The sequence below is a fragment of the Arcobacter denitrificans (SeqCode) genome, from assembly GCF_048571185.1.
Taxonomy (GTDB): domain Bacteria; phylum Campylobacterota; class Campylobacteria; order Campylobacterales; family Arcobacteraceae; genus Arcobacter; species Arcobacter denitrificans.
Map to the genome: position 1 here is coordinate 1,536,653 of NZ_CP182350.1, position 23,699 is coordinate 1,560,351.

Consider the following 23,699-nt stretch of genomic DNA (forward strand, 5'->3'; position numbering starts at 1 on the left):
TGTAATATCTTTTTGTAAAAAAGTGCATAAAAAAAGGAGCAACAAATGTCGCTCCTTTGAATATAGTAAAAATACCAATTATCTCTTTGAGAACTGAGTAGATTTTCTTGCTTTTTTCTTTCCGTATTTTTTTCTCTCTACAGATCTTGCATCTCTAGTTAGTAAACCATATGGTTTTAAAATAGCTCTAAATTGTTCATCAAAAGCAACTAATGCTCTTGAAATACCATGCTTAGCAGCATCAGCTTGTGCAGAGTAACCTCCACCTAAAGTTTTAACGATAACATTTACAGAAGATGCTTGTTTAGATACTTCTAAAGGTCTCATTACTCTTTTTTTAATAGCTTCGTGTCCACCTAACCATGCATCTAAAGATTGACCATTAATAATAAGTTGCCCATTACCAGCTTCTAACCATACTTTTGCGATAGAAGATTTTCTTCTTCCAGTTGCGTATACTTTTGCCATTAGTCTTATCCTTTAATTTGCGCAGTGTGAGGGTGTTCGCTACCTGCGTATACTTTTAATTTTTTTAACATTGTTTTACCAAGTTTTGTTTTTGGTAACATACCTCTTGTAGCTAATTTATATAGCTTCTCAGGGTTTTGTTCAAACATATCAGACATTTTGTGAGTTTTTGTACTACCAAAATAACCTGAGTGTGTGTAGTAATTTTTAGTTTCTAGTTTAGTACCAGAAAATTTTGCTTTTGTTGCATTTATGATAATTACGTTATCTCCACAGTCAACATGAGGAGTATAATTAGTCTTATTTTTACCTCTTAAGATTGTAGCAACTTCAGTAATGATTCTACCAAATACTTTATCAGTTGCATCTATAATAACCCAATCTCTTTCGATTTCATTGGCTTTTGCCATTTGAGTGAATTTCATCTACGTTCTCCGATTTAATTAATGAGCTGGAATAATAGTGTAGTAATACTTATGTATAGCTTAAATTAAGTATTTTTTAATATTTAATGATAAATTCAGAACCCTTACCATAAACAGAGCCTATTTGAAGTTTAAAATTATGAAGATTTAAAATAGAATTTACAATAAATAATCCAAGTCCTAAAGAGTTATTCCATCCATTTTGTGATACTCTGTAAAACTTTCTTGTGATTTTTAATAGATCAGTTTCACTTATTCCAATACCTGTATCAATTACTTTTAAATACTCATTTGTAATTTCAACTTTTACTGTACCTTCTGAATATTTTAAAGCATTTTCAATCAAATTTGATATTGCCATACTTATTAAAGTGTCATCACCTTGAATACTCTTCTTTTCTCCACTTATTTCTATAGTTCTATTTGGGTACTTGTCTTTTAAATCTATTGATATTATTTCACATAAGTTTTTTAAATCCAACTCTCTTTTTTCAATATTTTCTCTGCCCTCTTCAAGTTTTAAGGCAAGTCTTAATTTATCAATTATTTGAGTCATTTTATTTGCGTTTGAATCTATTTTTGTAAGAAATTTATCTCTCATTTGTATGGGTAAATCTTTATCATTTTGTAAAGTTTGTACATACCCTGTAATAATTGCAATTGGATTTTTAAATTCGTGGGAAATGGCACTTATTATTTCATCTTTTTGTTTATTGGCAAGTTTTAATTTTGCTGTATGTTTTGCTTTTGATTTCTCTTTTTTTTGAAGTTTTATTGCCACTTTATTTAAGAGTTTATTTATTGTAAAAAACTCTTGGGTATAAAATGATGACATATTTGTAGGATCTTTTTTCTTTGTAAGATTAATCAAAAAGTTCAAAATATTTTCAGTTTCATGGCGGATTTTATCAGAGATATAATAGGAAACTATAAATGCTAAAAGTAAAAATATAGAAAATATACCTATAAGTTGAAGAGTTAGTTTTATAAAATACTCTTTTATTGTAGTTATTTCACTTGACATTCTTATATAATAGACTTTTTCATCAATAGTAACTTCTTTTGCTATATATAAAAGATCTTTATCTACAGTATTTGAATGTCTTTCTATTTCTCCATAAGCCTTATACTTTGCATCAATTATCTCTTCTCTATTTCCATGGTTTTCCATCAAGGTTTTATCTTCATCGCTTTCTGCTACTACTATTCCATTTTTGTCTATAATTGTAACTCTAAGATTAGTGGCTTTTTTTATCTCTAATACTTTTTGGTCTATATTTTTTAAATTTGGTAGAGAGATAGAAAGGGTATCAATATTTGATAAAATATTTTTCTCAATTTGATCTAGATATATTGATTTTGACCAAAAATATACTACTATAGAAATAAGTAGTAGTATTGATAAAAAGATAAATATAAAACTTCGAAGAAATAGCTGGTGGATTTTTAACAAAACATATAACCTTCACCACGAACAGATTTTATATATTTTTTATCTCCTGTAGAGTCTATTTTACTTTTCAGTCTTTTTACTGCAACATTAACAGTTTTTAATTTTTTTTCAAAAGAGTCTTCCCATACAGTATTTAAAAGGTGTTCTCTACTTAAAAGAATATCTTTATTTTTGAAAAACTCTAGAAGTAAATCGTGTTCTAAAGTTGTAAGTTCAATTTTGCAATCTTCTATATAAAAACTTTTACTAGATCTTTTATATGTAATATCTTTTATTTTTTCTACTTCTACATCTTTTTTAGTTCTTTTTATAACTGCTTTTACTCTTGCGGTTAACTCTTTTAGATTAAATGGTTTAGTTATATAATCATCTGCATGTTTATCAAAGCCTTCTAAAATATCTTCATCTTTATCTTTTGCACTTACATAAATCACAGGTGTAGTATAACCTTTTGATTTTATATCATTAATAAAAGTTGTACCTTCCATACCTGGTAAATTTCTATCCATAAGTATTAAGTCTATGTCTTCTTCATCTAAAACTTCATAAGCTTTTTTAGATACAGTTAAAAATCCAATAGTCTCAAATCCCTCTTTTTGTAAGGTGTATTCTAAAAGTTCTAAGATATCAACTTCATCTTCAATTATTAGTAGGGTATGATTATTCACTTGAATTATTACCTTTATTGTTTATTTTATTACTTCCTGGAGAGTATTTTATTGACATTATCCTAAAAATAAAAAATACAAATATAACAATTAGTAAAAATAGTATGTCAAAATAGTCCATGTTTTTGTGTGAGGCCTGAATAATAACATCTCGAATAAGAAATATAATAAAAATATCAATAACAAATCGAAGCCTTAATTTCTCTTTTTTAATAAAGTCAGAAATCATCTTTACAACTTCCATAATAACAATAAATTCAAGCATGTAGATTATGGCTTTGAAGAATTCTAAACCTGAAATCATAATAGCAATAAATAGAATCATTGCTATTAGGACTTCATAATTATATTCGAAGTATTTTCGTATTTTGAGTAGGGCTTTTTTCATAAATCAGATTATAGCATAAAGAGCTATTTTCTTTCTAGTTCTCCGCCTTTATCTGCAAAAAGTAGTAAGTGTGCAATTGCAACTGATCTATCTGATATCTTTTCTAGTTTTCTTAAAGAAGTCAAAATATTAAAATACTCTTTTGATAAGTCTAAGTTTTTAGAAATAAGTTTTAAAATATTTTTTTCAATCATTGCATATAAATCATCTGTTTTACTCTCTTCTACTACAACTCTTTGAAATTTTTCTTCAACATGTTTTGAGCTAGTCTCTTTTATTACTGACATTGAAGTTTGAAGAGAAAGAATAGTTGATTTTAATAAAGGAACAGCAAATTCTAATATTGTTTTTGTATTTAAGTCATCAGTATATGATGTTCTAAAAATTTTAATAAAATCTTTTGTATTTCCCCCAGCTCTTACTAATTCATTTGTAATTTTTAAATAAGATACTAACTCTCTTAAGTCTTTTGCTTCTGGTTGATATAAAGCAAGGGCTGTAACAATAGAGTTATCAATATTATTTGATTTACTTGTAAGTTTTTTTAGTGATAAATCTGCATCTTTAAGTGCTTTGATATCATCATCTTTTAATGCTTTTAATGCTGCATTTAATGATTCAACTACAACTTCTCCAATTTCTAACAATTCATTTTGAATTAGTTCTCTTTTTGTATCGTATACTTTTAACATTAACCAAACCTTCCTGTAATATAATCTTCTGTTTTTTTGTTACCTGGATTTACAAATATAATATCTGTTTTATCATACTCAATTAGCTTACCAAGGTGAAAAAATGCTGTATAATCAGCAACTCTTGCTGCTTGTTGCATATTGTGTGTTACTGTTACAATTGTGTAATCATTTTTAAGATCAAGCATTAAAGCTTCGATTTTTTCTGTACTAATAGGATCAAGTGCACTTGTTGGCTCATCCATTAAAATAACTTCTGGTTTAATAGCGATGGTTCTAGCAATACATAGTCTTTGTTGTTGTCCACCTGAAAGTGAAGTTCCAGGCTGTCCTAATTTATCTTTAACTTCATCCCAAAGACCAGCTTTTATTAGTGAGGATTCAACTAACTCATTACACTCTTTACCTTTTTTTGTTATTCCATGTTTTAGTGGTGCATAAGCAACATTATCATAAATAGTTTTTGGAAAAGGGTTTGGTTGTTGAAATACCATTCCAACTCTTTTTCTAACACTTACTTCATCAACATCTTTATCATAAATGTTTTTATTATCAATAATTATTTCACCATCTATTCTTACTGAGTTAATTAGGTCATTCATTCTATTTACACATCTTAAAAATGTAGATTTTCCACAACCTGATGGGCCAATTAGTGCTGTAATTTTATTTTCAAATAAATCAACGCTTATATTATGTAGGGCATGATTGTCTCCATACCAAAGGTTAAGGTCTTCAACTTTTACTTTTGTTTTATTTTCTGTATTACTCATAATTTTCCTTGTTACCATTTAACTTCGAATTTTTTTCTTAAATAAATTGCTATTGCATTTAGTGAAATAAGTACTGAAAGTAGTACCATAATCCCAGCAGCAGTTTTTTCAATATACATTCTCTCTGGCATACCAGCCCATGTAAAAAGTTGTGCAGGCATAACAGTTGCTGCATCTGTTACCATAGATGGAGCATCTGGTATAAATGCAATCATTCCTATAATAATTAAAGGTGCTGTTTCCCCCATCGCTTGTGCTAATCCAATAATAGAACCTGTTAAAACACCAGGAAATGCTAATGGTAAAACATGGTCTTTTGTTACTTCAATTTTATTTAGACCCAAACCATATGCCGCTTGTCTAATTGTATCAGGTACAGCTCTTAGCGCTGCTCTTGAACTTACAATTATAATTGGTAAGGTCATAAGTGCTAAAGTTAAACCACCTACTAGTGGTGAAGAACGAGGAAGTCCAAAAAGGTTAATAAAAATAGATAGACCCAAAAGACCAAATAAGATTGAAGGAATAGCTGCAAGATTGTTAATATTTACTTCAATAAATCTTGTAAATTTATTATCATCTGCAAACTCTTCAAGATAAATCGCTGTCATAACACCAATAGGAAATGCTACAAGCATAGTAACAATTAGAGTTAAAATAGAACCAATTATTGCTGAATATATACCTGCATATTCTGGGATTTTTGAGTCACCATTTGTGAAAAACACAGTATTAAATTTCATCTCAATTTTATTTTGTGCAATTAGTTCATCTACTAAATGTCTATCTTTTCTTTTTAACTTATAATGATGTTCTTTCATATATTGATCAACTTGGTCATCTGCTAAAATCCACTGCATTTGTGTTGTATTCATAAGTGCAGGATTTGCTCTAACTGCATTTGGAATATCTCTTAGCCATGCTCTTGATACAATTTTTCTATACTCTCTTGAAACAGCTTTTCTAGAATCACGGATGGTTTGTTCATTATATACTACTTCTGTTTGAACATAAGCAACTTTAAATGCTGGAAGTCCTTTTACCGTAATATCAATTAAAAAGAATGCTAAAAATGCAATTGAAAATATCAAAGACGTTAGTGTAAATCTTTTAAATCTTTTTGAACTTGCATGTCTTTTTGTAAGTGTTGGATCATAAAAAGGATTGTGTTTTTTTTTTTTTTCTTTTTCTCATAATCATAATGTATTCACTTTATATTTTTCTTTGAATTTTCTAATTAAACTTAATGAAATCATATTTAAAATCAATGTGATAACAAAAAGAACTAAACCTAAGGCAAAAGCAGATAATGTTTCTGGAGAATTAAATTCAAAATCACCTACTAAAGAGTTTACGATTGTAACCGTTACAGTTGTCATATCTTCTAAGGGATTCCATGAAAGATTTGGACGAAGTCCTGCTGCCATAACAACAATCATTGTCTCTCCCAAAGCTTTTGATAGTCCTAAAAGTGAGGCTGAAATAATACCTGGAAGAGCAGATGGTAAAACAATATTCTTAATGATTTCACCATGTGTCATACCTAGTCCAAATGCAGCTTTTCTCTGAGAATCAGGAACTGCACGAATTACATCATCTGAAAGTGATGAAATTACAGGAATAATCATAATCCCCATTACAACCCCTGAAGCTAATGCAGAGTTAAAGGTAGCTTCTAAGCCAACAGCATCTGCCATTTTTACAATAAGTGGAGCTACTGTAATAGCTGCAAAGAAACCATAAACAACAGTTGGAATACCTGCAAGTATTTCTAATAAGGGTTTTAGATAATCTCTTAGTTTTGGACTGGCATATTCACTCATATAAACAGCACTTCCTAAACCAATAGGAATAGCAACTGAAAGTGCTATAATGGTAATAACAAAAGTTCCTGCAAAAATTGGTAAAGCACCAAATTTACTACCAATAACACCAGGTGACCATACTGTTCCTGTTAAAAAATACCAAAAACTTCTTAGTTTGAAAAACTCTATTGATTCAAATAGTATTGAAAATAGGATTCCAAATGTTGTAAGAATTGAAATTGTTGCAGCTAAAATCAAGAAAAATTTAATCAATTTTTCTATTAATAAAGTTTTTTTACTTTTAGATTCAAATGTATTCAAATTTAACCTTCCTATTTTTTATTAGGAATTATATTTAAGAAAAATTACAAGACGATTACATGTTTTAAAAAGAGGCACAAATAGGCTTATCTAAGTTCTTTGAGTATTTTTTCATGATGTTTAGAGTGTGGTCAAAATTTGATTTTCTTGAGTTTGAAGATATCTCAATAATTGCACATGAGCATGAGAGTAATTTAAACACTCTTTCTTCTCCAAATCTATCTTTTCCTTTAATGTAACCATTTTGTTTATCATCTTCTTTGTATAAATTTTTGACAGACTCTTTGAATTCACATAAGGCTTCATTTGTTATGGCATAAACTTTTTCAATGGTACTTTTTTGTATTCCAATAAAAAAATCATCACCACCAATATGAGCTACAAAACTATCATTTGGATATTTTTTTTGTAAAAGTTCAGAAAATAAAAGTATTGCTCTATCTCCTTGTCTAAAGCCATAATAGTCATTAAAGGGTTTAAAATTATCAAAATCAAAATATAATATATGAGATGTGATTTTATCTCTACTCTTTAAACTTTTATAAATAAACAGTTCTATTTGTTTATTTCCAGGAAGTCTAGTAAGAGGATTTTGATTTTCTGCAATCTCCAAATTTCTTTTGTGGGAGAGTTGTAAAAGTGCACGAAGATCTATAAAACCAGCATATTTATTTGCTTTTGTAATAAAAATACCTGATGAATTGGGGTCGTGGTTAAAGATTTCCAATGCCTTATCTATGCCCCATGAAGACTCAACAGAAATTGATTGTTTTACATATTTACTTATTTTTGAGTTATATGATTTATTTTGTGCTAAAGATAAACCATATTGAGAATATGAGATTTTTTTTATATCAACTTCATAAATCACACCCATAAAATTATCATAATCGTCAATAATAGGAACAAAATGGTTATGACTATAGTTTTTAAAATATAAAAACAGAGAGTGCAAAGAAGAATTGATATTTAAAGGAACAATACCTTGAATAAACTCTTGTTCTATTGGAGTAGTATCTTCTGCTCTTTTTTCATTTATACTATATTTTATTATCTCTTTATAAACATTTTTTAACTTATTGACATTTAGTGTAGGCTTTTGTATAAAATAACCTTGCATAAAATCTGCACCGATATTTTTACAAGTGTAAAATTCATTTAAGGTCTCAACTCCTTCTGCTACAACTTTCATTCCCATTGTATGTGCCATATTTATTATTGATGTACAAAAAAGTCTTTTTTTAGAGTCTTTATCTATATTATCAATGAAAAATCTATCTATTTTAATTATATTTGCTTGTGAGAAATATAGAAGTTTTAATCCTGAAACTCCCACACCAAAATCATCAATAGCTATACAAAAATCACTATTTTTATAGGTTTGTATCATTTTAATTAAGGCATCTTGTTCTGCTAAAGTTCCTTTTTCACTCAATTCATAACAAATAATATTTTTATCTAAACCATATTTATTTAGGATTTTTTTTGTATTGCCTTTTGAATAGCTTTTTGTATAGATTATTCTATTATCCAAATTATAAAAAAGTTGAAGGTTTTCAATGTCAATTTGTGAAAACTTTTCAATTGCTTTATCTCGTAAGAGTAGGTCAAGCTGATATAGAAAGTCTTCTTTATATGCCATATCAAACAAATCATGAATTTGTTCTAGATTGGGTATTTCCTCAACATTTCTAATTAATGCTTCAACTGCAAAAATTTTACCTGAATGAGAATGTATAATAGGCTGAAAAGCGTAATCGAGTTTTTCAACTATAGAGAGCCATTTTAGTTTCATATTTAATCCTATTTATAGCCCTTTATCTCTTCGTTCGCATACAACAGATAAAGAGCTATAAATAGAATCAAAAAGAGGAATAAACCTCTTTTTAATTAGTGTTTTAAATCAGCTAAAGTAAGTTTAGCTCTTTTAGCAACACTTGATCTAATTGCTGTTCTATCAGCATCTGGAAGAGGAATTAATCCAATTTCACCTAATATACTATCTTCACCAATCATTTTTTCACTCATGAATAATTCAACATATTTTTCCATAGCTGGAATATCTTTTGAATGAGAATTTTTGATATAGAAGAATAATGATCTAGATACTGGGTATTCTCCTGAAGAGATTGTATCTGGAGTTGGTTCAACTTTATTGATTGTAGAACCTTGAACTTTGTCGCTATTTTCTTCTAAGAAAGAGAAACCAAACACACCAAAGGCATCTTTATTTTTAGATAATTTTTGAACGATTAAGTTATCATTTTCACCTGATTCTACATAAACACCGTCTGTTCTAATTATAGAATACTTTTTATATTTTTTGTTAGCTTTTTTATCTGCTTTATATAAATCAGTATATAGTGGCATTTTTTTGAAAACTTTTTGCATAACTAATTCTTCGAATGCATCTCTTGTACCTGAAGATTTTGGTGGTCCGTAAACAATGATTTCTCTATTTGGCAAAGTTGCATCAATATCTGACCACTTTTTATAAGGATTTGCAATTAATGATTTACCATCTTTTGAAGGAACTTCTTTAGCAACTGCTAAAGCTAAGTTTTTTCTTGAAACATCAAATTTACCATTTGATTTAGCTTGTGCAAACGCAATACCATCATAACCAATTACAGCTTCAGTGATATCAGTAACACCATTTTTTTCACATAGTTTAAATTCTTTAGTTTTCATTCTTCTTGAAGCATTTGTGATATCTGGAGTATTCATTTCGTTTCCAGCACAAAATAATTTCATACCACCACCTGAACCAGTTGATTCAACAACAGGAGTTGGGAATTTAGTAGTAGCTCCTAATTCTTCAGCAACAGAAGATGAGAAAGGATAAACAGTAGAAGAACCAACTATTTTGATTTGGTCTCTAGCACTTAGTGTAACAGTTAAAGCAGCAGATGCTAATAACGCGATTGCAGTTTTTTTCATATTTTTTCTCCAATATTTTTTTTTGACGGAGAAATTATAATTGCAAACGATTACATTTTGGTTACTAATTTAAGTTAAGGGGAGTAAAAAAGCTAATGGATTATAATCCATTAGCCTCAATTGCTTTTGATTGAGCATCAGTAATTAATGGGTCAATGATTTCATCAAAAACTCCGTCATTCATTACTGCTTCAAGTCTATATAATGTAAGGTTAATTCTATGGTCACTTATTCGACCTTGTGGATAATTATATGTTCTAATTCTTCCACTTCGATCTCCAGTTCCAACTTGCTCTTTTCTGCTGGCACCTTCTGAGTCCATTTTCTCTTGCATTTGAATGTCATAAAGTCTAGCTTTAAGAACTTTCATTGCTTTATCTTTATTTTTATGTTGAGACTTTTGGTCTTGGTTAGTTACAACTAATCCCGAAGGAATATGTGTAATTCTAACAGCAGAGTCAGTAGTATTTACTGATTGTCCACCATTTCCACTAGCTCTCATAACATCAATTTTTAAATCACCTGGATCGATTTCAACTTCTACATCATCAACTTCTGGCATAACTGCAACAGTAATAGCTGATGTATGAACTCTTCCTTGAGATTCAGTCGCTGGAACTCTTTGAACTCTATGTGTTCCACTTTCATATTTTAGTCTTGAATAAACCTGTTCACCTTTAAATAAAGCAACGATTTCTTTATAACCACCTGCTTCATTCTCATTTTGGTTCATTATCTCAACTTTCCACCCTTTTTGTTCTGCATATCTCAAGTATGCTCTAAATAGGTTTCCTACAAATATTCCTGCTTCATCACCACCTGCACCAGCTCTTAATTCTATAAATATATTTTTATCATCATTAGGATCTTTAGGAATCATAAGAACTTTTATCTCTTCTTCAATAGCAGGTTTTCTAACCTCTAAATCTCTAAGTTCGTCTTTTGCTAGTTCACCTAAATCTGGATCATCAAGTAACGCTTTGTTATCTTGAATATCATCTAATACACTTATATATTCTTTAGCTTTGTTTACGATTGGTTCAATCGATGACTGCTCTTTTGAAAGTGCAGTCATTCTTTTAATGTCTGAAGAGATATCTGGAGAAGCTAATAATCCATTAATCTCCTCATATCTATCAATAAATAGTTGTAATTTATCTTGTAACATATTTTATAGTATTATTTGCAAATAAATAAAATTAACTACCATACTATTGATATGATAGTAAACTTTTATTACAGAGCGTTAACTTTTACTTGTAGTCTACTAACTTTTCTAGCTGCAGTTCCTTTTTTAAGGATACCTTTTGCAATACAGTGGTGCACGTATTTATTTGCAGTTTTCATAGCTTCTGTTGCTTTTTCTTTATCATTAGCTTCAACTGCTGATAATACATCTTTCGTTACGTTCTTGATTCTTGTTTTGTAAAATCTGTTTCTCTCAGTTTTTACTATCGTCTGTTTAGCTCTTTTAGCCGAAGATTTATGGTTTGCCATTTTTAACCTCTTTATAATTTTTTTAAGGCTAGAATACTAGCCAATTAACTTTAAAGTGAGTTTAAATTAAGTTTAATTTTAGGATTTTTCAATGAAACTATTTGGTACAGATGGTGTAAGAGGTCAAGCTGGTTCATTTTTGGACGCTATGACCGTGATGAAGATAGCAATGGCTGCGGGAATTTATTTTAGAAAACATTCATATACAAACAAGATTTTAGTAGGAAAAGATACAAGACGAAGTGGCTATATGATTGAAAATGCATTGGTTTCTGGGTTAACTGCTGTTGGATATGATGTTATTCAAATAGGTCCTATGCCAACTCCTGCTATTGCATTTTTAACAGAATCAATGAGATGTGATGCTGGAATTATGATATCAGCTTCTCATAATCCTTATGAAGATAATGGAATAAAATTCTTTGACCAACATGGAAATAAGTTAGGTAGTGAGTGTGAAAAAGCCATAGAAGAACTCTTTTTTAATGAAGAGGCTAGAATAAATGGACAAAAAACTGGTAAAGAAATTGGTTCATCTAAAAGAATCGATGATGTAATTGGAAGATATATTGTATCAATAAAAAGCTCTTTTCCAAAAGAGTTAACTTTAAGTGGACTAAGAATTGTTTTAGATTGTGCAAATGGAGCTGCCTATAAAGTTGCCCCTACTATATTAGAAGAACTTGGTGCTGAAGTTTTTACAATAAATGCAACACCAAATGGGTTTAATATAAATGAAAATAGTGGTGCAATGTATCCTGAAAATGTAGGGAAAATAGTAAAAAAAGTAAGAGCAGATATTGGTTTAGCACTTGATGGTGATGCAGATAGGCTGGTTGTAATAGATGAAAATGGTGATGTAATTGATGGAGATAAACTATTAGGTGCTTTATGTGTATATCTAAGTGATAAAGGCATTTTAAAAGGTGAAGCTTGTGTTGCTACAGTTATGAGTAATAAAGCCTTAGAAGATTACTTAGACTCTTTTGATTTGAAATTGAATAGAACAGATGTTGGTGATAAACATGTTTTAGAAAATATGAAAAATAATAATATAAACTTTGGTGGAGAGCAAAGTGGACATGTTATTTTCTCAGATGTTTCAAAAACAGGGGATGGATTAGCAACTGCTTTACAAGTTTTATCATATTTGATTGAAAGTGGTAAAAAAGCAAGTGATGCTTTAAATGGTTTTGAGTTGTATCCACAAGTTTTAAAAAATATGAAAGTAAGTGAAAAAATCCCACTAGATAAAATAGAGGGTTTAAAAGAGCTTCAAGAAGAGATTAAATCAAAAGGAATGAGAGATTTAATCAGATACTCTGGAACAGAAAATAAGTTAAGAGTACTACTTGAAGGTCGAGATAAAAAGTTAGTAAATGAATATATGGACAAACTAGTAGAGTTTTTATCAAAAGCATTATGAAACAAAAATTAACTATTTCAATAGTGATTTTTTTATTGCTTGTATGTATTGATCAATATATAAAATATGGTTTTGTATTTTTAGATTTTGGTTTTGAAAGTGATTGTATATCTTTAGTTCTTGCCTATAACTATGGTGTTGCTTTTTCTATGTTTGAGTTTTTAAAAGAGTATTTAAAGTTTATACAATTGGGGTTAATAGTAGCTATTTTTACATATTTATATTTTAATAAAGAGGTGTTTTTAAAATATAATATAGCAATATCACTACTTCTTGCAGGTGGTTTATCAAATATTTTAGATAGATTTACTTATGGTGCAGTTGTTGATTATGTTTATTGGCATTGTGGATTTGATTTTGCCATATTCAATTTTGCAGATGTAATTATTGATTTGGCTATTGTTATAATTTTATATATGCAGTATAAAGAGTATAAAGAAGATAAAAAAAGAGCATAAACTCTTTTTGAAAGCTAAACAGATTTTAGCTATAATCGGGCAAATTAAAAAAGATAAGTTAAAAAAAGAGAGAAAATATGGGTCAAACTATTACAGAAAAAATATTTAGTGAACATGTGGGACGTGAAGTTTTGGCAGGTGAGATTGTAAGAAGTCCAATTGATATGGTTATTGGAAATGATATTACAACTCCAATTTCAATTAGAGCATTTGAAGAGGGTGGTTTTGAAAAACTTGCAAACCCAGAAGGTTTTGCAATTGTACTTGATCACTTTATCCCTGCAAAAGATATTGCAAGTGCAAATCAAGCAAAAATCTCAAGAGATTTTGCACTGAAACATGATTTAAAATATTTCTTTGATGAAAAAGATATGGGAATTGAGCATGCACTTTTACCTGAAAAAGGTTTAGTGTTACCAGGTGATGTTATTATTGGTGCTGATTCACATACTTGTACACATGGAGCACTAGGTGCATTTTCTACTGGTATGGGAAGCACAGATATCTCTTTTGGGATGATTACTGGTGGAAACTGGTTTAAAGTTCCTGAGTCTATAAAAGTGGTATTTTCTGGAAAACCAGGTCCATATGTAACTGGAAAAGATTTAATTTTAGAGATTATTAGAATCTTAGGTGTTGATGGAGCTTTATATAAAGCTTTAGAATTTACAGGTGATACAATTCAGTACTTAAGTATGGATGATAGATTCTCTTTATGTAATATGGCTATAGAAGCAGGTGCTAAAAATGGTATAGTTGCATATGATGAAGTTACAAAAGAGTTTTTAGATAGCAGAGATAGCCTAAGAGCTGAACCAAAGATTCATTATAGTGATGAAGATGCAAACTATTGTCAAGTAATTGAAATAGATGTTGCTTCTTTAAATCCTGTTATTGCATATCCATTTTTACCATCAAATGGACATAGTGTTAATCAAGCTGTTATTGATGATATAAGAGTTGATCAAGTATTTATTGGAAGCTGTACAAATGGAAGATTGTCTGACTTTAAAGTGGCAGCAGAAATTTTGGAAGGTAAAAAAGTTGCACGACATGTAAGACTTATTTTAACTCCAGGAACACAAAAAATATTGAGAGATGCAACAAAAGCAGGATATATTGATACTTTAGTTGATGCGGGAGCTGTTGTTTCAAATCCTACTTGTGGAGCATGTTTAGGTGGATACATGGGAATTTTGGGTGATGGAGAAGTTTGTATCTCTACAACTAATAGAAACTTTGTTGGAAGAATGGGTTCAAGAAGCTCAAAAATTTATTTAGCAAATAGTGCAGTTGCAGCAGCAAGTGCAATTAGTGGATATATTACAGACCCCAGAGGTCTATAAATGATTAAACCACAATTTGATATACCTTGTGTAATCCTTTGTGGTGGAAAAAGCTCACGTATGGGAGAAGACAAAGCTCTTCTTCCTTTTTCAAACTACAACTCTCTAGCTCAATATCAGTATGAAAGATTAAAACCCTACTTTAAAGAGATATATTTATCCTCAAAAACTAACAAATTTGATTTTCTCAAAGATAGTGAGAATCACAAGAATACAGATATAATATATGATAATATTAGTGATGAAAGTTCACCTTTAATTGCTTTAAAAAGTATTCTTGAATTTATAAACTTAACTAAAGCTTTTATTATAACAGTAGATACTCCTTTTGTAAAAATCTCTAGTATACAAAGATTAATAACGAACTCAACTATAAGTAATATTACTATTGCTGTAACATCAAAAGAGCATAATTTATGTGGAATCTATAATAAGTCTTGCTTATCTTTAATTGATACTATGATACTAGATAACAATCATAAAATAGGGAATCTAATCAATAATACAACTTCTTCAAAAATTAAATTTTATGATGAAAATGAATTTTTAAATCTTAACAAAATTGAAGATTATAAAAAAGCACTTTCTATTATAAGATAAACTAATATTTATTATAAAATAATTTAAGTTAAATTTAAGTTTTATATTACTTCAACTTTGATATTCTTCATAAACGAAAATTAAAAAGGTAATTTTATGAATGAAGAATTAAAAAATTCTCTTGAAATTTTAGATAGAGAATTAAAAAAACAAGGTCTTTCAAGACGAGATGCACTTAAATTAGCAGGCTTAAGTTCTGCTGCATTTTTAATGAATCCAAGCGAAGCAGAAGCTGCAACAACTTTAAATGCAAGTGAAGCAAAAGGTAAAATTGTAATAGTTGGGGGTGGATTAGCTGGAATATCAACAGCAGCAAGACTTACTAACTCTTTGTCAAATCCAGATATTACTATAATTGAACCTAATTCTGTCTCTGTATCATATCAACCAGGACAAACATTAGTAGCTTCAGGTATTTGGAAAAAAGAAGATATTGTTTATAAGACAAAAGATTTCTTACCAAAAAGTGTAAAATTAATCAATGATAAGGTAGTTGATTTTGACCCAGATAATAACAAGGTTATTACTAAAGGTGGAGAAACTATCTCATATGATTTTTTAATTGTAGCAGCTGGACTTGCTCTTAATTATGGGGCAATAAAAGGTTTAGATGGAGTAGGGTATTCATCACAAGAAAATCCTGAGGTATCAAATAAAATTGGTAAAAATGGGGTTCACTCAATTTATTATGCAGATGGTGCTGAAAATACTTGGAAAGGTATGCAAGATTTAATTGATCAAGCAAAAAGTGGTAAGAAAGTAAAAGCTTTATTTACTCATCCAAATACTTCAATAAAATGTGGAGGAGCTCCTAAAAAAATCATGTATCTTACAAATGCTAGATTAAAAGAAGCAGGTGTAAGAGATAACGTTGAGATGTATTTTTATCCAAATGGTGGAGCTATGTTTGGAGTTAAAGAGTACCATGATGCAATTGTAAAGCAGTTTGAAGCTAGAGATATGAAATGGGAATATCATAATAATTTAGTTGAAATTGATGTAGATGCAAAAAGAGCAACTTTTGAAAAGTCATGGGAAGAAAAAGGTGATTGGGATGAGGATTTAGAAGAGTATTCAGTTGTTAAAAAGAGTAAAATGATAGAAAGAGATTATGATTTTATTCATATTACTCCTCCTATGAAAGCACCTGATGAAATTGGAAACTCTGCAGTTGGATCTGAAAAAGGCTGGGTTCCAGTTAATAAAGAGACTCTCCAACATGTAAAATATGAAAATATCTTTTCTTTGGGTGATATTGCTGCTGTTCCTATGGGAAAAACAGGTGGAAGTGCAAGAAAACAATATAAAGTTGTAGTTGACAATTTAATCTCTGCAATGGAAGGGAAAAAACTAACTTCTAAGTATGCTGGATATACAGTATGTCCTTTAATTACTGATATTGGTAAAGTAATGCTTGCAGAATTTAACTGGAGTAAAAAGCCAACGCCATCATTTCCTTTAGATCCAACACAAGAAAGATATGTTTGGTGGTTACTTAAAGTATATCTACTTAAACCAATGACAATGTATGGAATGCTTTCTGGAAAAGCATAATTCAAAATCTAAGCACTTAGCTTAGGTTTTTTGAGGAAAAGATGTGAAAAAAGAATTAATTATATTTTTATTTATACTGCTAATACTTTCACTATTTTCTCATTTTAATGACTTTTTTACTCACCCTATTGAACATATTCAATCCTTGCCTCAAAGTACTACATATGGGCTTGGATTTTTACACCCTATAATTATTACTTTTGTAGTCTATTTACTACTTCTTATTCTAAGATTTATTATCAAATTTATAAAAATAAAATTATTATAACTTATATATATACTAACTAAAATATACTCATTTTACAAATATTCATTCATTGAAGATTATAGTTAATTGTTATATACTTTAAATAAGAGATAGACTAATAAAGGAGACTCTTATGAATGATGATGTTTTAAATGAGTTAGAAAAAGAGCTAAAAAGTAGTGGAATTTCAAGAAGAGATGCTTTAAAGCTTTTAGGTGTTGGGGGAGCATTTTTTCTAACTAAAGACGAACTAAAGGCTGCAAGTAAACTAGAAGCTAGTGATGTTAAAGCAAAAATTGTAATTGTTGGGGGTGGATTAGCAGGAATATCAACTGCTGCAAGACTTACAGATAGATTATCAAATCCAGATATTACTGTAATAGAACCAAATTCAAAATCTGTAACTTACCAGCCAGGTAACACTTTTATAGGTGCAGGTATTTATTCCAAAGATGATGTTATATATGATACAAAAGATTTTGTTCCAAGTGGGGTAAATTTTATAGCAGACAAAGCTGTAGAGTTTGACCCAACAAATAACAACTTAACTATATCAAGTGGTGAAAAAATATCTTATGATTATTTGATTGTAACTGCGGGTGTAGTTTTAGACTTTGCTAAAATAAAAGGTTTGGAAGAAATAGGGGATGTTTATACAGCTAAAGATAATACAAAGTTAAATGAAATATTTAGAAATAGTGGTGCAAGTTCAATTTATAATGTTGATGGAGCTGTTATTACTTGGGAAAATATGCAAAAAACAATGGAAAATGCAAAAAATGGAAAAAAACAAAATGCAATATTTTCTCATCCAAACACAGCAGTAAAATGTGGTGGAGCTCCAAAAAAAATCATGTATTTAATGAATACAAGATTAAATGAAGTTTCAAAAAAAGCTAGAGAAAATGTAGATATGACATTTTATGCAAATAGTTCAAAAATGTTTTCTGTTAAAGAGTACGAAGAGGCAATTATAAAACAATACAAAGCTAGAAATATGAAATATAATTTAAATCATAATTTAATAGAAGTGAATTTGAAAGAAAAAACTGCTACATTTGATAAGTTTTGGTATGAAAAAGGTGAATATGACCCAGATATAGAAGAGCACACTATGATTAAAAAAAATAAGTTTGTAGAAGTTCCTTATGATTTTTTACATATAGCACCTCCTATGAAAGCAGCACCAGAAATTGCAGACTCTGAAATTGGATCAGCAAGAGGTTGGGTTCCCGTAAATAAAGAGACTCTGCAACATGTAAAATATCCAAATATCTTCTCCCTTGGAGATATTGCAGCAGTTCCCCTAGGTAAAACAGGTGGAAGTGTAAGGAAACAGTATAAAGTGGTAGTAGATAATCTTATCTCACTTATGGAAGGAAAAGAATTAGAGGCTAAATATGGTGGATACACTGTTTGTCCAATAATCACTGATATTGGAAAAGTAATGTTAGCAGAGTTTGATTATAGTATGAAACCAACACCCTCTTTTCCATTAGACCCAACACAAGAGAGATATATTTGGTGGGTTTTAAAATATTATATTTTAAAACCAATGACACAATACGGAATGCTATCTGGCAAATTATAATAAAAAAAAGGATAAAAAATGAATAAAAAAACTTTAATCTCAATTGCAATTACATGTTCGCTTCTTTTTGGAGCTAATTTATTTGCTCAAACAAATTTAACAAAACCAAGTGCAAAAGTTCAATCAATGATTGATAAGTATAAGTTACAAGTAGTTGATTATAACTATGCAAAGGCAAAAGTTGCTAAAGGAACTAGAAATAGTGCGAAAGCTTTGTTTATTGATGCAAGACCAAATAAAAAATATAAGGCAGGAACTATTCCTTCTGCCTTGAATATTCCAGATACTGAGTATTCAAAATATGTTACACAATTAAAAGATGTGTCAAAAAACAAAGAGATAATTGTATTTTGTGGTGGATGGAAATGTGGTAAATCACCAAAAGTTGGAAATATGCTTAAAAAAGACGGATTTACAAATGTAAAACTTTATCAAGCGGGTGAACCTGAGTGGACAAAGAGAAACTATAAAGAAGTTGATATTGCAGTTGTAAAAGGTGCACAAGCAAAAAATGCAGCAGTTATTATGGATGCACGACCATATAAAATGTACTTAAAGGAGACTATTCCTGGAGCAATTTCAATTCCTGATACTAAAATGAGTGAATTAAAAGGAAGATTCCCTGTACACCAAGGTCAAAAAATCATTACTTTTTGTGGAGGATATAAATGTGGAAAATCACATAAACTTGCAAAAAAACTTTTATCTTTAGGATATAGAGATGTTTCTGTATTTGCAGGTGGGATGCCAGTATGGATTGAGACTGGATTAGCAACAACAAAAAGTGCTTCAAAAATAGCTACTAAAAAAGATGCTCCAAAAAAACCAACTATGACTAAAAATGGCGCTAAAATAGGAAGTGATGAAGGAAGTATTGATGGTGAATGGTTGTACTCTTTTATTAAAAAAGGAAATGTGCCATCATTTATTCAAATTGTTGATGTAACTGCTCCTGAAGAGTATAAATCTGGTCATATAAAAGGGTCAATAAATATACCAGCTGAACCTTTAAAAGCAAAAGAGTTATATGCAAAATTACCAAAAGATAAAACTATAGTATTTAATTGTACAGCAGGTGGACGTTCTATTGACGCATGGACAAAATTAAAAGATGCAGGTATAGATATATCTGAAATATTCTATTTTGATGCAAATGTAGATTGTAAAGGTACTGATTGTAAGATTGAGGTTAATGAACCTATTGAGTAGGGTTATACATATAATAAATGCATAAAAAAAGGGGTTTGATTATTCAAACCCCTTTTTTATTTTGCAAATTTAAAATTACTTTGCCAATGCTGCTTTCGCTGCTGTTACGATTGAAGTAAATGCTGCTGCATCATTCATTGCCATATCAGCTAATATTTTTCTATCTAGTTCAATTCCAGCTAATTTTACACCGTTCATGAATCTTGAATAGTTGATATCATTTAATCTACAAGCTGCATTAATTCTGATAATCCATAGCTTTCTAATATCTCTTTTTTTCTGTCTTCTATCTCTGTATGCATATACTAAAGATCTTTCTAATTGTTCTTTCGCTTTTCTAAAGTGTTTGCTTCGACCTGCAAAGAAACCTCTAGCGGCTTTTAAAACCTTTTTATGTCTTTTTCTTCTAACTATACCAGTTTTAACTCTAGGCATTTTATTCCTTTCTTAACCATATATTTGTTTAAATATTGGTGTCGGCTATTGCCGAACTTGTCCACATATTTGTGGAGGGACTTGTAATTAAATATATTTAATTACGCTTTACACAACATTCTTTTAACTCTTGTAGCATCAGTGCTATCAACAGTTTGAGGTCCTCTTAATGCCACTTTTCTTTTTCTTGACATTTTTGTTAAGATGTGACTTCTAAATGCTGAACCACATTTAATTGAACCATTTTTTTTCACTTTAAATCTCTTTAAAGCTCCACTTACTGATTTCATTTTAGGCATGGATTTCTCCTTTCTTAAATTTGCATTCTTCTTCGATATTAGAAAAAGTCTGTGATTATATTTAAAAAAAGCTTTGAATAAGTTTAAGTTAGTTTGAAGTTTTTTAAGTAAAAGAGAATATCTCTTCTACTTTAGTATAATTTAGTCTTTTTTAGGAAGAACCATCATGTTTACAAATCTTCCTTCAAGTTTAGGTAGAGCATCTCTTTCACCATACTCTTCAAGCATTGGCCAAACTCTTTCTAAAACAGCAGCACCTGCTTCAGGATGAGCCATTTCTCTACCTTTTAGGAAAACTCTACATTTTACATGATAACCTTTTTGAAGGAATTCAATTGCATGTTTAACTTTATAGTTAATATCATTATCAGCAATTTTAACAGAAAATTTAACTTCTTTTAGAACAATCACTTTTTGATTTTTTCTAGCTTCTTTTTTCTTTTTTTCTTGTTGATACTTGAATTTACTATAATCCATTATTTTAGCAACAGGTGGTTTACCATCTGGCGCAATAAGAACCAAATCAAGACCTAACTCATCAGCAGTACTTAAGGCATCAGTTGTTGAGATAATACCATAATTAGTACCATCATCACCCATACATCTAACTTCTCTAGCTGTAATATCGTCATTCATTATTACGTCGTCTTTTTTATTACCTCGACTCAAATTTCACTTCCTTTTTTGATTTCATTTAACATTTGGATAAATTCAACTTTACCCATGTTTGATTGTTCTCTTTTTCTTCTATCTCTTAGTGCTACAGTTTTATTTTCAACTTCTTCATCTCCAACTACAACAATCATTGGAACTCTTTGTTTCTCTGCCATTCTAATTCTTTTGTTTAAACTTTCGTTCATATTGAAAATCTTAGAATCCATATCATTTTGTAGAAGTTCTTTTTGTAACTCTTTTGCATAGTCATTATGTGTATCTGCAATAGGCACAAAAATAACTTGTGTTGGTGCAATTGCAAATGGAAACTCTCCCGCACAGTGTTCTGTTAATATACCAATAAATCTCTCAAAAGAACCTAAAATAGCTCTGTGAATCATAACTGGCTGCTCTTTTTCACCTTTATCATTGATAAATTCAACATTGAATCTAGATGGTAAGTTCATATCTACTTGCACAGTTCCACATTGCCACTTTCTTCCAATAGCATCTAGAATTTTAATATCAATTTTAGGACCATAAAATGCTCCTCCACCTTCATCAATACCATAAGAGATATTGTTTTCATCTAGTGCATTCATGATACCTTTTGTAGTTTTTTCCCAAAAAATATCATCACCAATTGCTTTTTCTGGTTTTGTTGAAACTTCAATTTCATATTTAAAATCAAATAATTTTAATAAAGAATCTACAAACTCTAGGACTTCAAAAATTACTGTTTTGATTTGACTTTGAGTACAGAAAATATGTGCATCATCTTGAGTAAACTCTCTAACTCTAAATAAGCCATGCATTGCTCCACTCATCTCATGTCTATGAACTACACCATACTCAAAAAGTTTAAGTGGTAAGTCTTTATATGAAACCAAGTCATCTTTGAAGATTTGAATATGACCAACACAGTTCATTGGTTTGATACCATACTCTTGTTCATCAATAGTTGTAAAATACATATTTTCTTTATAGTTTTCATAGTGACCTGAAGTAATCCATTGTTGAGCTTTTAAAATCTCAGGTCCTCGAACTGGTTCATAACCTCTTACTCTATGTGCTTTGTATAAGATATGCTCTAATTTTGATCTTAGTCTTGCTCCATTTGGTAACCATAAAGGAAGACCTGCTCCTATTTCATCATTAAATGTAAAAAGTTGAAGTTCGTTCCCTAGTTTTCTATGATCTCTTTTTTTAGCCTCTTCAAGCATTCTTACATAATCATGTAACTCTTTTTTGTCAAAAAATGCAATACCATAAATTCTAGTGATCATTTCATTTTTTTCATCACCACCTAGATAAGCACCAGCTACTCGTGTAAGTTTATAACTTCTAATCATTCTAGTATTTGGTAAGTGAGGACCTCTACATAAGTCTTCAAAATCACCTTGTTTATAGATAGTTAAGGTATCATCTTCAATTCTTGATAAAACCGCTTGTTTTAACTCATCATTTTCAAATTTATTTAGAATCTCTTCTCTTGAAGTTTCATATCTTTCAATGGGTAGTTTAGCATTAGCTAACTCTTTCATTTTCTTTTCAATTTTAGGTAAGTCTTCATCTGTAATCTTTGATTCAACTTTGAAGTCATAATAAAAACCTTCACTTACTACAGGTCCTACAAAAAATTTAGCTTCTGGATATAACTCTTTGATAGCTTGTGCCATAAGATGGGCACATGAGTGTCGTAAAATCTCTAAAGATTCTTTAGAGTTATCGGCTTTTATCACCTCTCCTTGAATATTTAAAGCTTCTGCAGTTTGAAGGTCGAAAATCTGACCGTCCATAAATACACCAATTGGTTCCAATAATTTCCTTTTTTTGAGTTTTTTATAAAAATTTTTATATTTTAACTTAATTAGACTTAAAAAACTTTAGAGTTATGCTTATTTAGAATTGTTTAGATAAAATTAGACATGATTATAAACCTATCTAAAATAAAGACTGAAGCCTTATTACTTTTATGTAAAGATCTAATTTCATCATATGAAAATAGTGAAGATATAGATTTTTCAATAGATGAAAATATAAAAAAGTATATAGATGATATTTCAACAGATATTTTAATAGAGCTAAAAAAAGTAACAAGAGACAACGACTTTTATATAAAGAATAAAAGCTCTTCTAGGATTAATACAATACTAAAAGCATACAATTTTATAAATAAAGAGTTGTCCCGTGAATTTCAAGATAGTTTAGAGTTTAATCCTTCTATGCTTTATATTTCATTACTTGCTATGTGGTTTAAAGAGCTAGGAAAAGAATCCAAAGCAAAAGAGTATATTTATTTTTTGATTTATCCTTACTCAAATGTTTATGATAAGTTACTTCTTAATATAAAAGATGAAAAATTTAAGATTTTAAATATCAAAATGATAGAGATAGCTGAGAGAGTAATTTTAAAATATGATAAATATGTATTAAAATAAAAAGAGGGG

General features: G+C 29.6%; 26 protein-coding genes. 9 read left to right on the forward strand and 17 right to left on the reverse strand.

Translation table 11 applies throughout. The features are described from left to right. Positions 1 to 78: 78 nt before the first annotated feature. From rpsI to rpsT, 13 genes are all read right to left on the reverse strand, one after another. Positions 79 to 468, reverse strand: a complete 390-nt coding sequence (gene rpsI / locus ACNI28_RS07685; RefSeq protein WP_419763686.1) for a 30S ribosomal protein S9 — start codon at positions 466 to 468, stop codon at positions 79 to 81. A 5-nt stretch (positions 469 to 473) separates the two neighbouring features. Continuing rightward, positions 474 to 893 carry a 50S ribosomal protein L13 gene (gene rplM, locus ACNI28_RS07690; RefSeq protein WP_419763687.1) on the reverse strand — a complete coding sequence of 140 codons (420 nt, stop codon included), beginning with the start codon at positions 891 to 893 and terminating at the stop codon, positions 474 to 476. Between the two features lie 76 nt (positions 894 to 969). Then, a complete protein-coding gene (locus tag ACNI28_RS07695; RefSeq protein ID WP_419763688.1) occupies positions 970 to 2,346 on the reverse strand; it encodes a HAMP domain-containing sensor histidine kinase in 1,377 nt (458 codons plus the stop codon). After that, complete coding sequence (locus tag ACNI28_RS07700) at positions 2,340 to 3,014, reverse strand: response regulator transcription factor (protein ID WP_419763689.1); 675 nt, start codon at positions 3,012 to 3,014, stop codon at positions 2,340 to 2,342. Before ACNI28_RS07700 ends, ACNI28_RS07695 begins: the two co-directional genes overlap by 7 nt. Further along, positions 3,007 to 3,402 (reverse strand): phosphate-starvation-inducible PsiE family protein, encoded by a 396-nt coding sequence (locus ACNI28_RS07705; RefSeq protein WP_419763690.1) that lies wholly within the window; start codon positions 3,400 to 3,402, stop codon positions 3,007 to 3,009. The genes ACNI28_RS07700 and ACNI28_RS07705 overlap by 8 nt, the downstream gene beginning before the upstream one ends. Positions 3,403 to 3,425: 23 nt before the next feature. Further along, on the reverse strand, positions 3,426 to 4,094 hold the full coding sequence (locus ACNI28_RS07710) for a phosphate signaling complex PhoU family protein (protein WP_419763691.1): 669 nt from the start codon (positions 4,092 to 4,094) through the stop codon (positions 3,426 to 3,428). Beyond that, the gene (gene pstB / locus ACNI28_RS07715; protein WP_419763692.1) at positions 4,094 to 4,867 is read right to left on the reverse strand and encodes a phosphate ABC transporter ATP-binding protein PstB; all 774 of its coding nucleotides are present in this window, start codon (positions 4,865 to 4,867) and stop codon (positions 4,094 to 4,096) included. The genes ACNI28_RS07710 and pstB overlap by 1 nt, the downstream gene beginning before the upstream one ends. 11 nt (positions 4,868 to 4,878) lie before the next feature. Further along, positions 4,879 to 5,958, reverse strand: a complete 1,080-nt coding sequence (gene pstA, locus ACNI28_RS07720) for a phosphate ABC transporter permease PstA (protein WP_419763693.1) — start codon at positions 5,956 to 5,958, stop codon at positions 4,879 to 4,881. Positions 5,959 to 6,063: 105 nt separating this feature from the next. After that, a complete protein-coding gene (gene pstC / locus ACNI28_RS07725) occupies positions 6,064 to 6,993 on the reverse strand; it encodes a phosphate ABC transporter permease subunit PstC (RefSeq protein ID WP_419763694.1) in 930 nt (309 codons plus the stop codon). A 64-nt stretch (positions 6,994 to 7,057) separates the two neighbouring features. After that, the gene (locus ACNI28_RS07730) at positions 7,058 to 8,788 is read right to left on the reverse strand and encodes a GGDEF domain-containing protein (protein WP_419763695.1); all 1,731 of its coding nucleotides are present in this window, start codon (positions 8,786 to 8,788) and stop codon (positions 7,058 to 7,060) included. 95 nt (positions 8,789 to 8,883) lie between these two features. Beyond that, positions 8,884 to 9,933: a substrate-binding domain-containing protein gene (locus tag ACNI28_RS07735; RefSeq protein ID WP_419763696.1), complete on the reverse strand. Its 1,050-nt coding sequence runs from the start codon at positions 9,931 to 9,933 to the stop codon at positions 8,884 to 8,886. Between the two features lie 100 nt (positions 9,934 to 10,033). Further along, complete coding sequence (gene prfA / locus ACNI28_RS07740; RefSeq protein WP_419763697.1) at positions 10,034 to 11,101, reverse strand: peptide chain release factor 1; 1,068 nt, start codon at positions 11,099 to 11,101, stop codon at positions 10,034 to 10,036. 68 nt (positions 11,102 to 11,169) lie between these two features. Beyond that, the gene (gene rpsT, locus ACNI28_RS07745; protein ID WP_419763698.1) at positions 11,170 to 11,430 is read right to left on the reverse strand and encodes a 30S ribosomal protein S20; all 261 of its coding nucleotides are present in this window, start codon (positions 11,428 to 11,430) and stop codon (positions 11,170 to 11,172) included. Positions 11,431 to 11,521: 91 nt separating this feature from the next. On the opposite strand from rpsT, the gene glmM reads away from it, so the two are divergent. The 8 genes from glmM (at position 11,522) to ACNI28_RS07785 (ending at position 19,861) form a co-directional block, all read left to right on the forward strand. Continuing rightward, complete coding sequence (gene glmM, locus ACNI28_RS07750) at positions 11,522 to 12,856, forward strand: phosphoglucosamine mutase (RefSeq protein WP_419763699.1); 1,335 nt, start codon at positions 11,522 to 11,524, stop codon at positions 12,854 to 12,856. Further along, positions 12,853 to 13,314 (forward strand): signal peptidase II, encoded by a 462-nt coding sequence (gene lspA, locus ACNI28_RS07755; protein ID WP_419763700.1) that lies wholly within the window; start codon positions 12,853 to 12,855, stop codon positions 13,312 to 13,314. The genes glmM and lspA overlap by 4 nt, the downstream gene beginning before the upstream one ends. Before the next feature lie 77 nt (positions 13,315 to 13,391). Further along, complete coding sequence (gene leuC, locus ACNI28_RS07760; RefSeq protein WP_419763701.1) at positions 13,392 to 14,660, forward strand: 3-isopropylmalate dehydratase large subunit; 1,269 nt, start codon at positions 13,392 to 13,394, stop codon at positions 14,658 to 14,660. Continuing rightward, the gene (gene mobA, locus ACNI28_RS07765; protein WP_419763702.1) at positions 14,661 to 15,260 is read left to right on the forward strand and encodes a molybdenum cofactor guanylyltransferase MobA; all 600 of its coding nucleotides are present in this window, start codon (positions 14,661 to 14,663) and stop codon (positions 15,258 to 15,260) included. 96 nt (positions 15,261 to 15,356) lie between these two features. Next, complete coding sequence (locus ACNI28_RS07770) at positions 15,357 to 16,814, forward strand: NAD(P)/FAD-dependent oxidoreductase (RefSeq protein WP_419763703.1); 1,458 nt, start codon at positions 15,357 to 15,359, stop codon at positions 16,812 to 16,814. Positions 16,815 to 16,857: 43 nt separating this feature from the next. Further along, positions 16,858 to 17,082, forward strand: a complete 225-nt coding sequence (locus tag ACNI28_RS07775) for a hypothetical protein (protein WP_419763704.1) — start codon at positions 16,858 to 16,860, stop codon at positions 17,080 to 17,082. 112 nt (positions 17,083 to 17,194) lie between these two features. Beyond that, positions 17,195 to 18,652: an NAD(P)/FAD-dependent oxidoreductase gene (locus tag ACNI28_RS07780; protein ID WP_419763705.1), complete on the forward strand. Its 1,458-nt coding sequence runs from the start codon at positions 17,195 to 17,197 to the stop codon at positions 18,650 to 18,652. Positions 18,653 to 18,670: 18 nt separating this feature from the next. Then, entirely contained in the window at positions 18,671 to 19,861 is a 1,191-nt protein-coding gene (locus tag ACNI28_RS07785) for a rhodanese-like domain-containing protein (protein WP_419763706.1), read from the forward strand. Between the two features lie 75 nt (positions 19,862 to 19,936). Here ACNI28_RS07785 and rplT read toward each other — a convergent pair whose 3' ends face one another. The 4 genes from rplT to thrS all read right to left on the reverse strand — a co-directional run bounded on the left by rplT (position 19,937) and on the right by thrS (position 23,048). Then, positions 19,937 to 20,296, reverse strand: coding sequence for a 50S ribosomal protein L20 (gene rplT, locus ACNI28_RS07790; protein WP_419763707.1), 360 nt, complete (start codon positions 20,294 to 20,296; stop codon positions 19,937 to 19,939). Between the two features lie 101 nt (positions 20,297 to 20,397). Continuing rightward, entirely contained in the window at positions 20,398 to 20,595 is a 198-nt protein-coding gene (gene rpmI / locus ACNI28_RS07795; protein ID WP_298753648.1) for a 50S ribosomal protein L35, read from the reverse strand. 141 nt (positions 20,596 to 20,736) lie between these two features. Further along, positions 20,737 to 21,231, reverse strand: a complete 495-nt coding sequence (gene infC, locus ACNI28_RS07800; RefSeq protein ID WP_419763708.1) for a translation initiation factor IF-3 — start codon at positions 21,229 to 21,231, stop codon at positions 20,737 to 20,739. Between the two features lie 29 nt (positions 21,232 to 21,260). Next, entirely contained in the window at positions 21,261 to 23,048 is a 1,788-nt protein-coding gene (thrS, locus tag ACNI28_RS07805) for a threonine--tRNA ligase (RefSeq protein ID WP_419766455.1), read from the reverse strand. 129 nt (positions 23,049 to 23,177) lie between these two features. On the opposite strand from thrS, the gene ACNI28_RS07810 reads away from it, so the two are divergent. Then, positions 23,178 to 23,690: a hypothetical protein gene (locus ACNI28_RS07810; protein WP_419763709.1), complete on the forward strand. Its 513-nt coding sequence runs from the start codon at positions 23,178 to 23,180 to the stop codon at positions 23,688 to 23,690. Positions 23,691 to 23,699: the final 9 nt, after the last annotated feature.

What these genes read in the sequence shown, in the direction of transcription:
- rpsI (WP_419763686.1), bottom strand. Translation starts at nt 468, where the DNA reads ATGGCAAAAGTATACGCAACTGGAAGAAGAAAATCTTCTATCGCAAAA.
- rplM (WP_419763687.1), bottom strand. Translation starts at nt 893, where the DNA reads ATGAAATTCACTCAAATGGCAAAAGCCAATGAAATCGAAAGAGATTGG.
- ACNI28_RS07705 (WP_419763690.1), bottom strand. Translation starts at nt 3,402, where the DNA reads ATGAAAAAAGCCCTACTCAAAATACGAAAATACTTCGAATATAATTAT.
- ACNI28_RS07710 (WP_419763691.1), bottom strand. Translation starts at nt 4,094, where the DNA reads ATGTTAAAAGTATACGATACAAAAAGAGAACTAATTCAAAATGAATTG.
- pstB (WP_419763692.1), bottom strand. Translation starts at nt 4,867, where the DNA reads ATGAGTAATACAGAAAATAAAACAAAAGTAAAAGTTGAAGACCTTAAC.
- ACNI28_RS07730 (WP_419763695.1), bottom strand. Translation starts at nt 8,788, where the DNA reads ATGAAACTAAAATGGCTCTCTATAGTTGAAAAACTCGATTACGCTTTT.
- ACNI28_RS07735 (WP_419763696.1), bottom strand. Translation starts at nt 9,933, where the DNA reads ATGAAAAAAACTGCAATCGCGTTATTAGCATCTGCTGCTTTAACTGTT.
- prfA (WP_419763697.1), bottom strand. Translation starts at nt 11,101, where the DNA reads ATGTTACAAGATAAATTACAACTATTTATTGATAGATATGAGGAGATT.
- rpsT (WP_419763698.1), bottom strand. Translation starts at nt 11,430, where the DNA reads ATGGCAAACCATAAATCTTCGGCTAAAAGAGCTAAACAGACGATAGTA.
- glmM (WP_419763699.1), top strand. Translation starts at nt 11,522, where the DNA reads ATGAAACTATTTGGTACAGATGGTGTAAGAGGTCAAGCTGGTTCATTT.
- lspA (WP_419763700.1), top strand. Translation starts at nt 12,853, where the DNA reads ATGAAACAAAAATTAACTATTTCAATAGTGATTTTTTTATTGCTTGTA.
- leuC (WP_419763701.1), top strand. Translation starts at nt 13,392, where the DNA reads ATGGGTCAAACTATTACAGAAAAAATATTTAGTGAACATGTGGGACGT.
- mobA (WP_419763702.1), top strand. Translation starts at nt 14,661, where the DNA reads ATGATTAAACCACAATTTGATATACCTTGTGTAATCCTTTGTGGTGGA.
- ACNI28_RS07770 (WP_419763703.1), top strand. Translation starts at nt 15,357, where the DNA reads ATGAATGAAGAATTAAAAAATTCTCTTGAAATTTTAGATAGAGAATTA.
- ACNI28_RS07780 (WP_419763705.1), top strand. Translation starts at nt 17,195, where the DNA reads ATGAATGATGATGTTTTAAATGAGTTAGAAAAAGAGCTAAAAAGTAGT.
- ACNI28_RS07785 (WP_419763706.1), top strand. Translation starts at nt 18,671, where the DNA reads ATGAATAAAAAAACTTTAATCTCAATTGCAATTACATGTTCGCTTCTT.
- rplT (WP_419763707.1), bottom strand. Translation starts at nt 20,296, where the DNA reads ATGCCTAGAGTTAAAACTGGTATAGTTAGAAGAAAAAGACATAAAAAG.
- rpmI (WP_298753648.1), bottom strand. Translation starts at nt 20,595, where the DNA reads ATGCCTAAAATGAAATCAGTAAGTGGAGCTTTAAAGAGATTTAAAGTG.
- infC (WP_419763708.1), bottom strand. Translation starts at nt 21,231, where the DNA reads ATGAATGACGATATTACAGCTAGAGAAGTTAGATGTATGGGTGATGAT.
- thrS (WP_419766455.1), bottom strand. Translation starts at nt 23,048, where the DNA reads ATGGACGGTCAGATTTTCGACCTTCAAACTGCAGAAGCTTTAAATATT.
- ACNI28_RS07810 (WP_419763709.1), top strand. Translation starts at nt 23,178, where the DNA reads ATGATTATAAACCTATCTAAAATAAAGACTGAAGCCTTATTACTTTTA.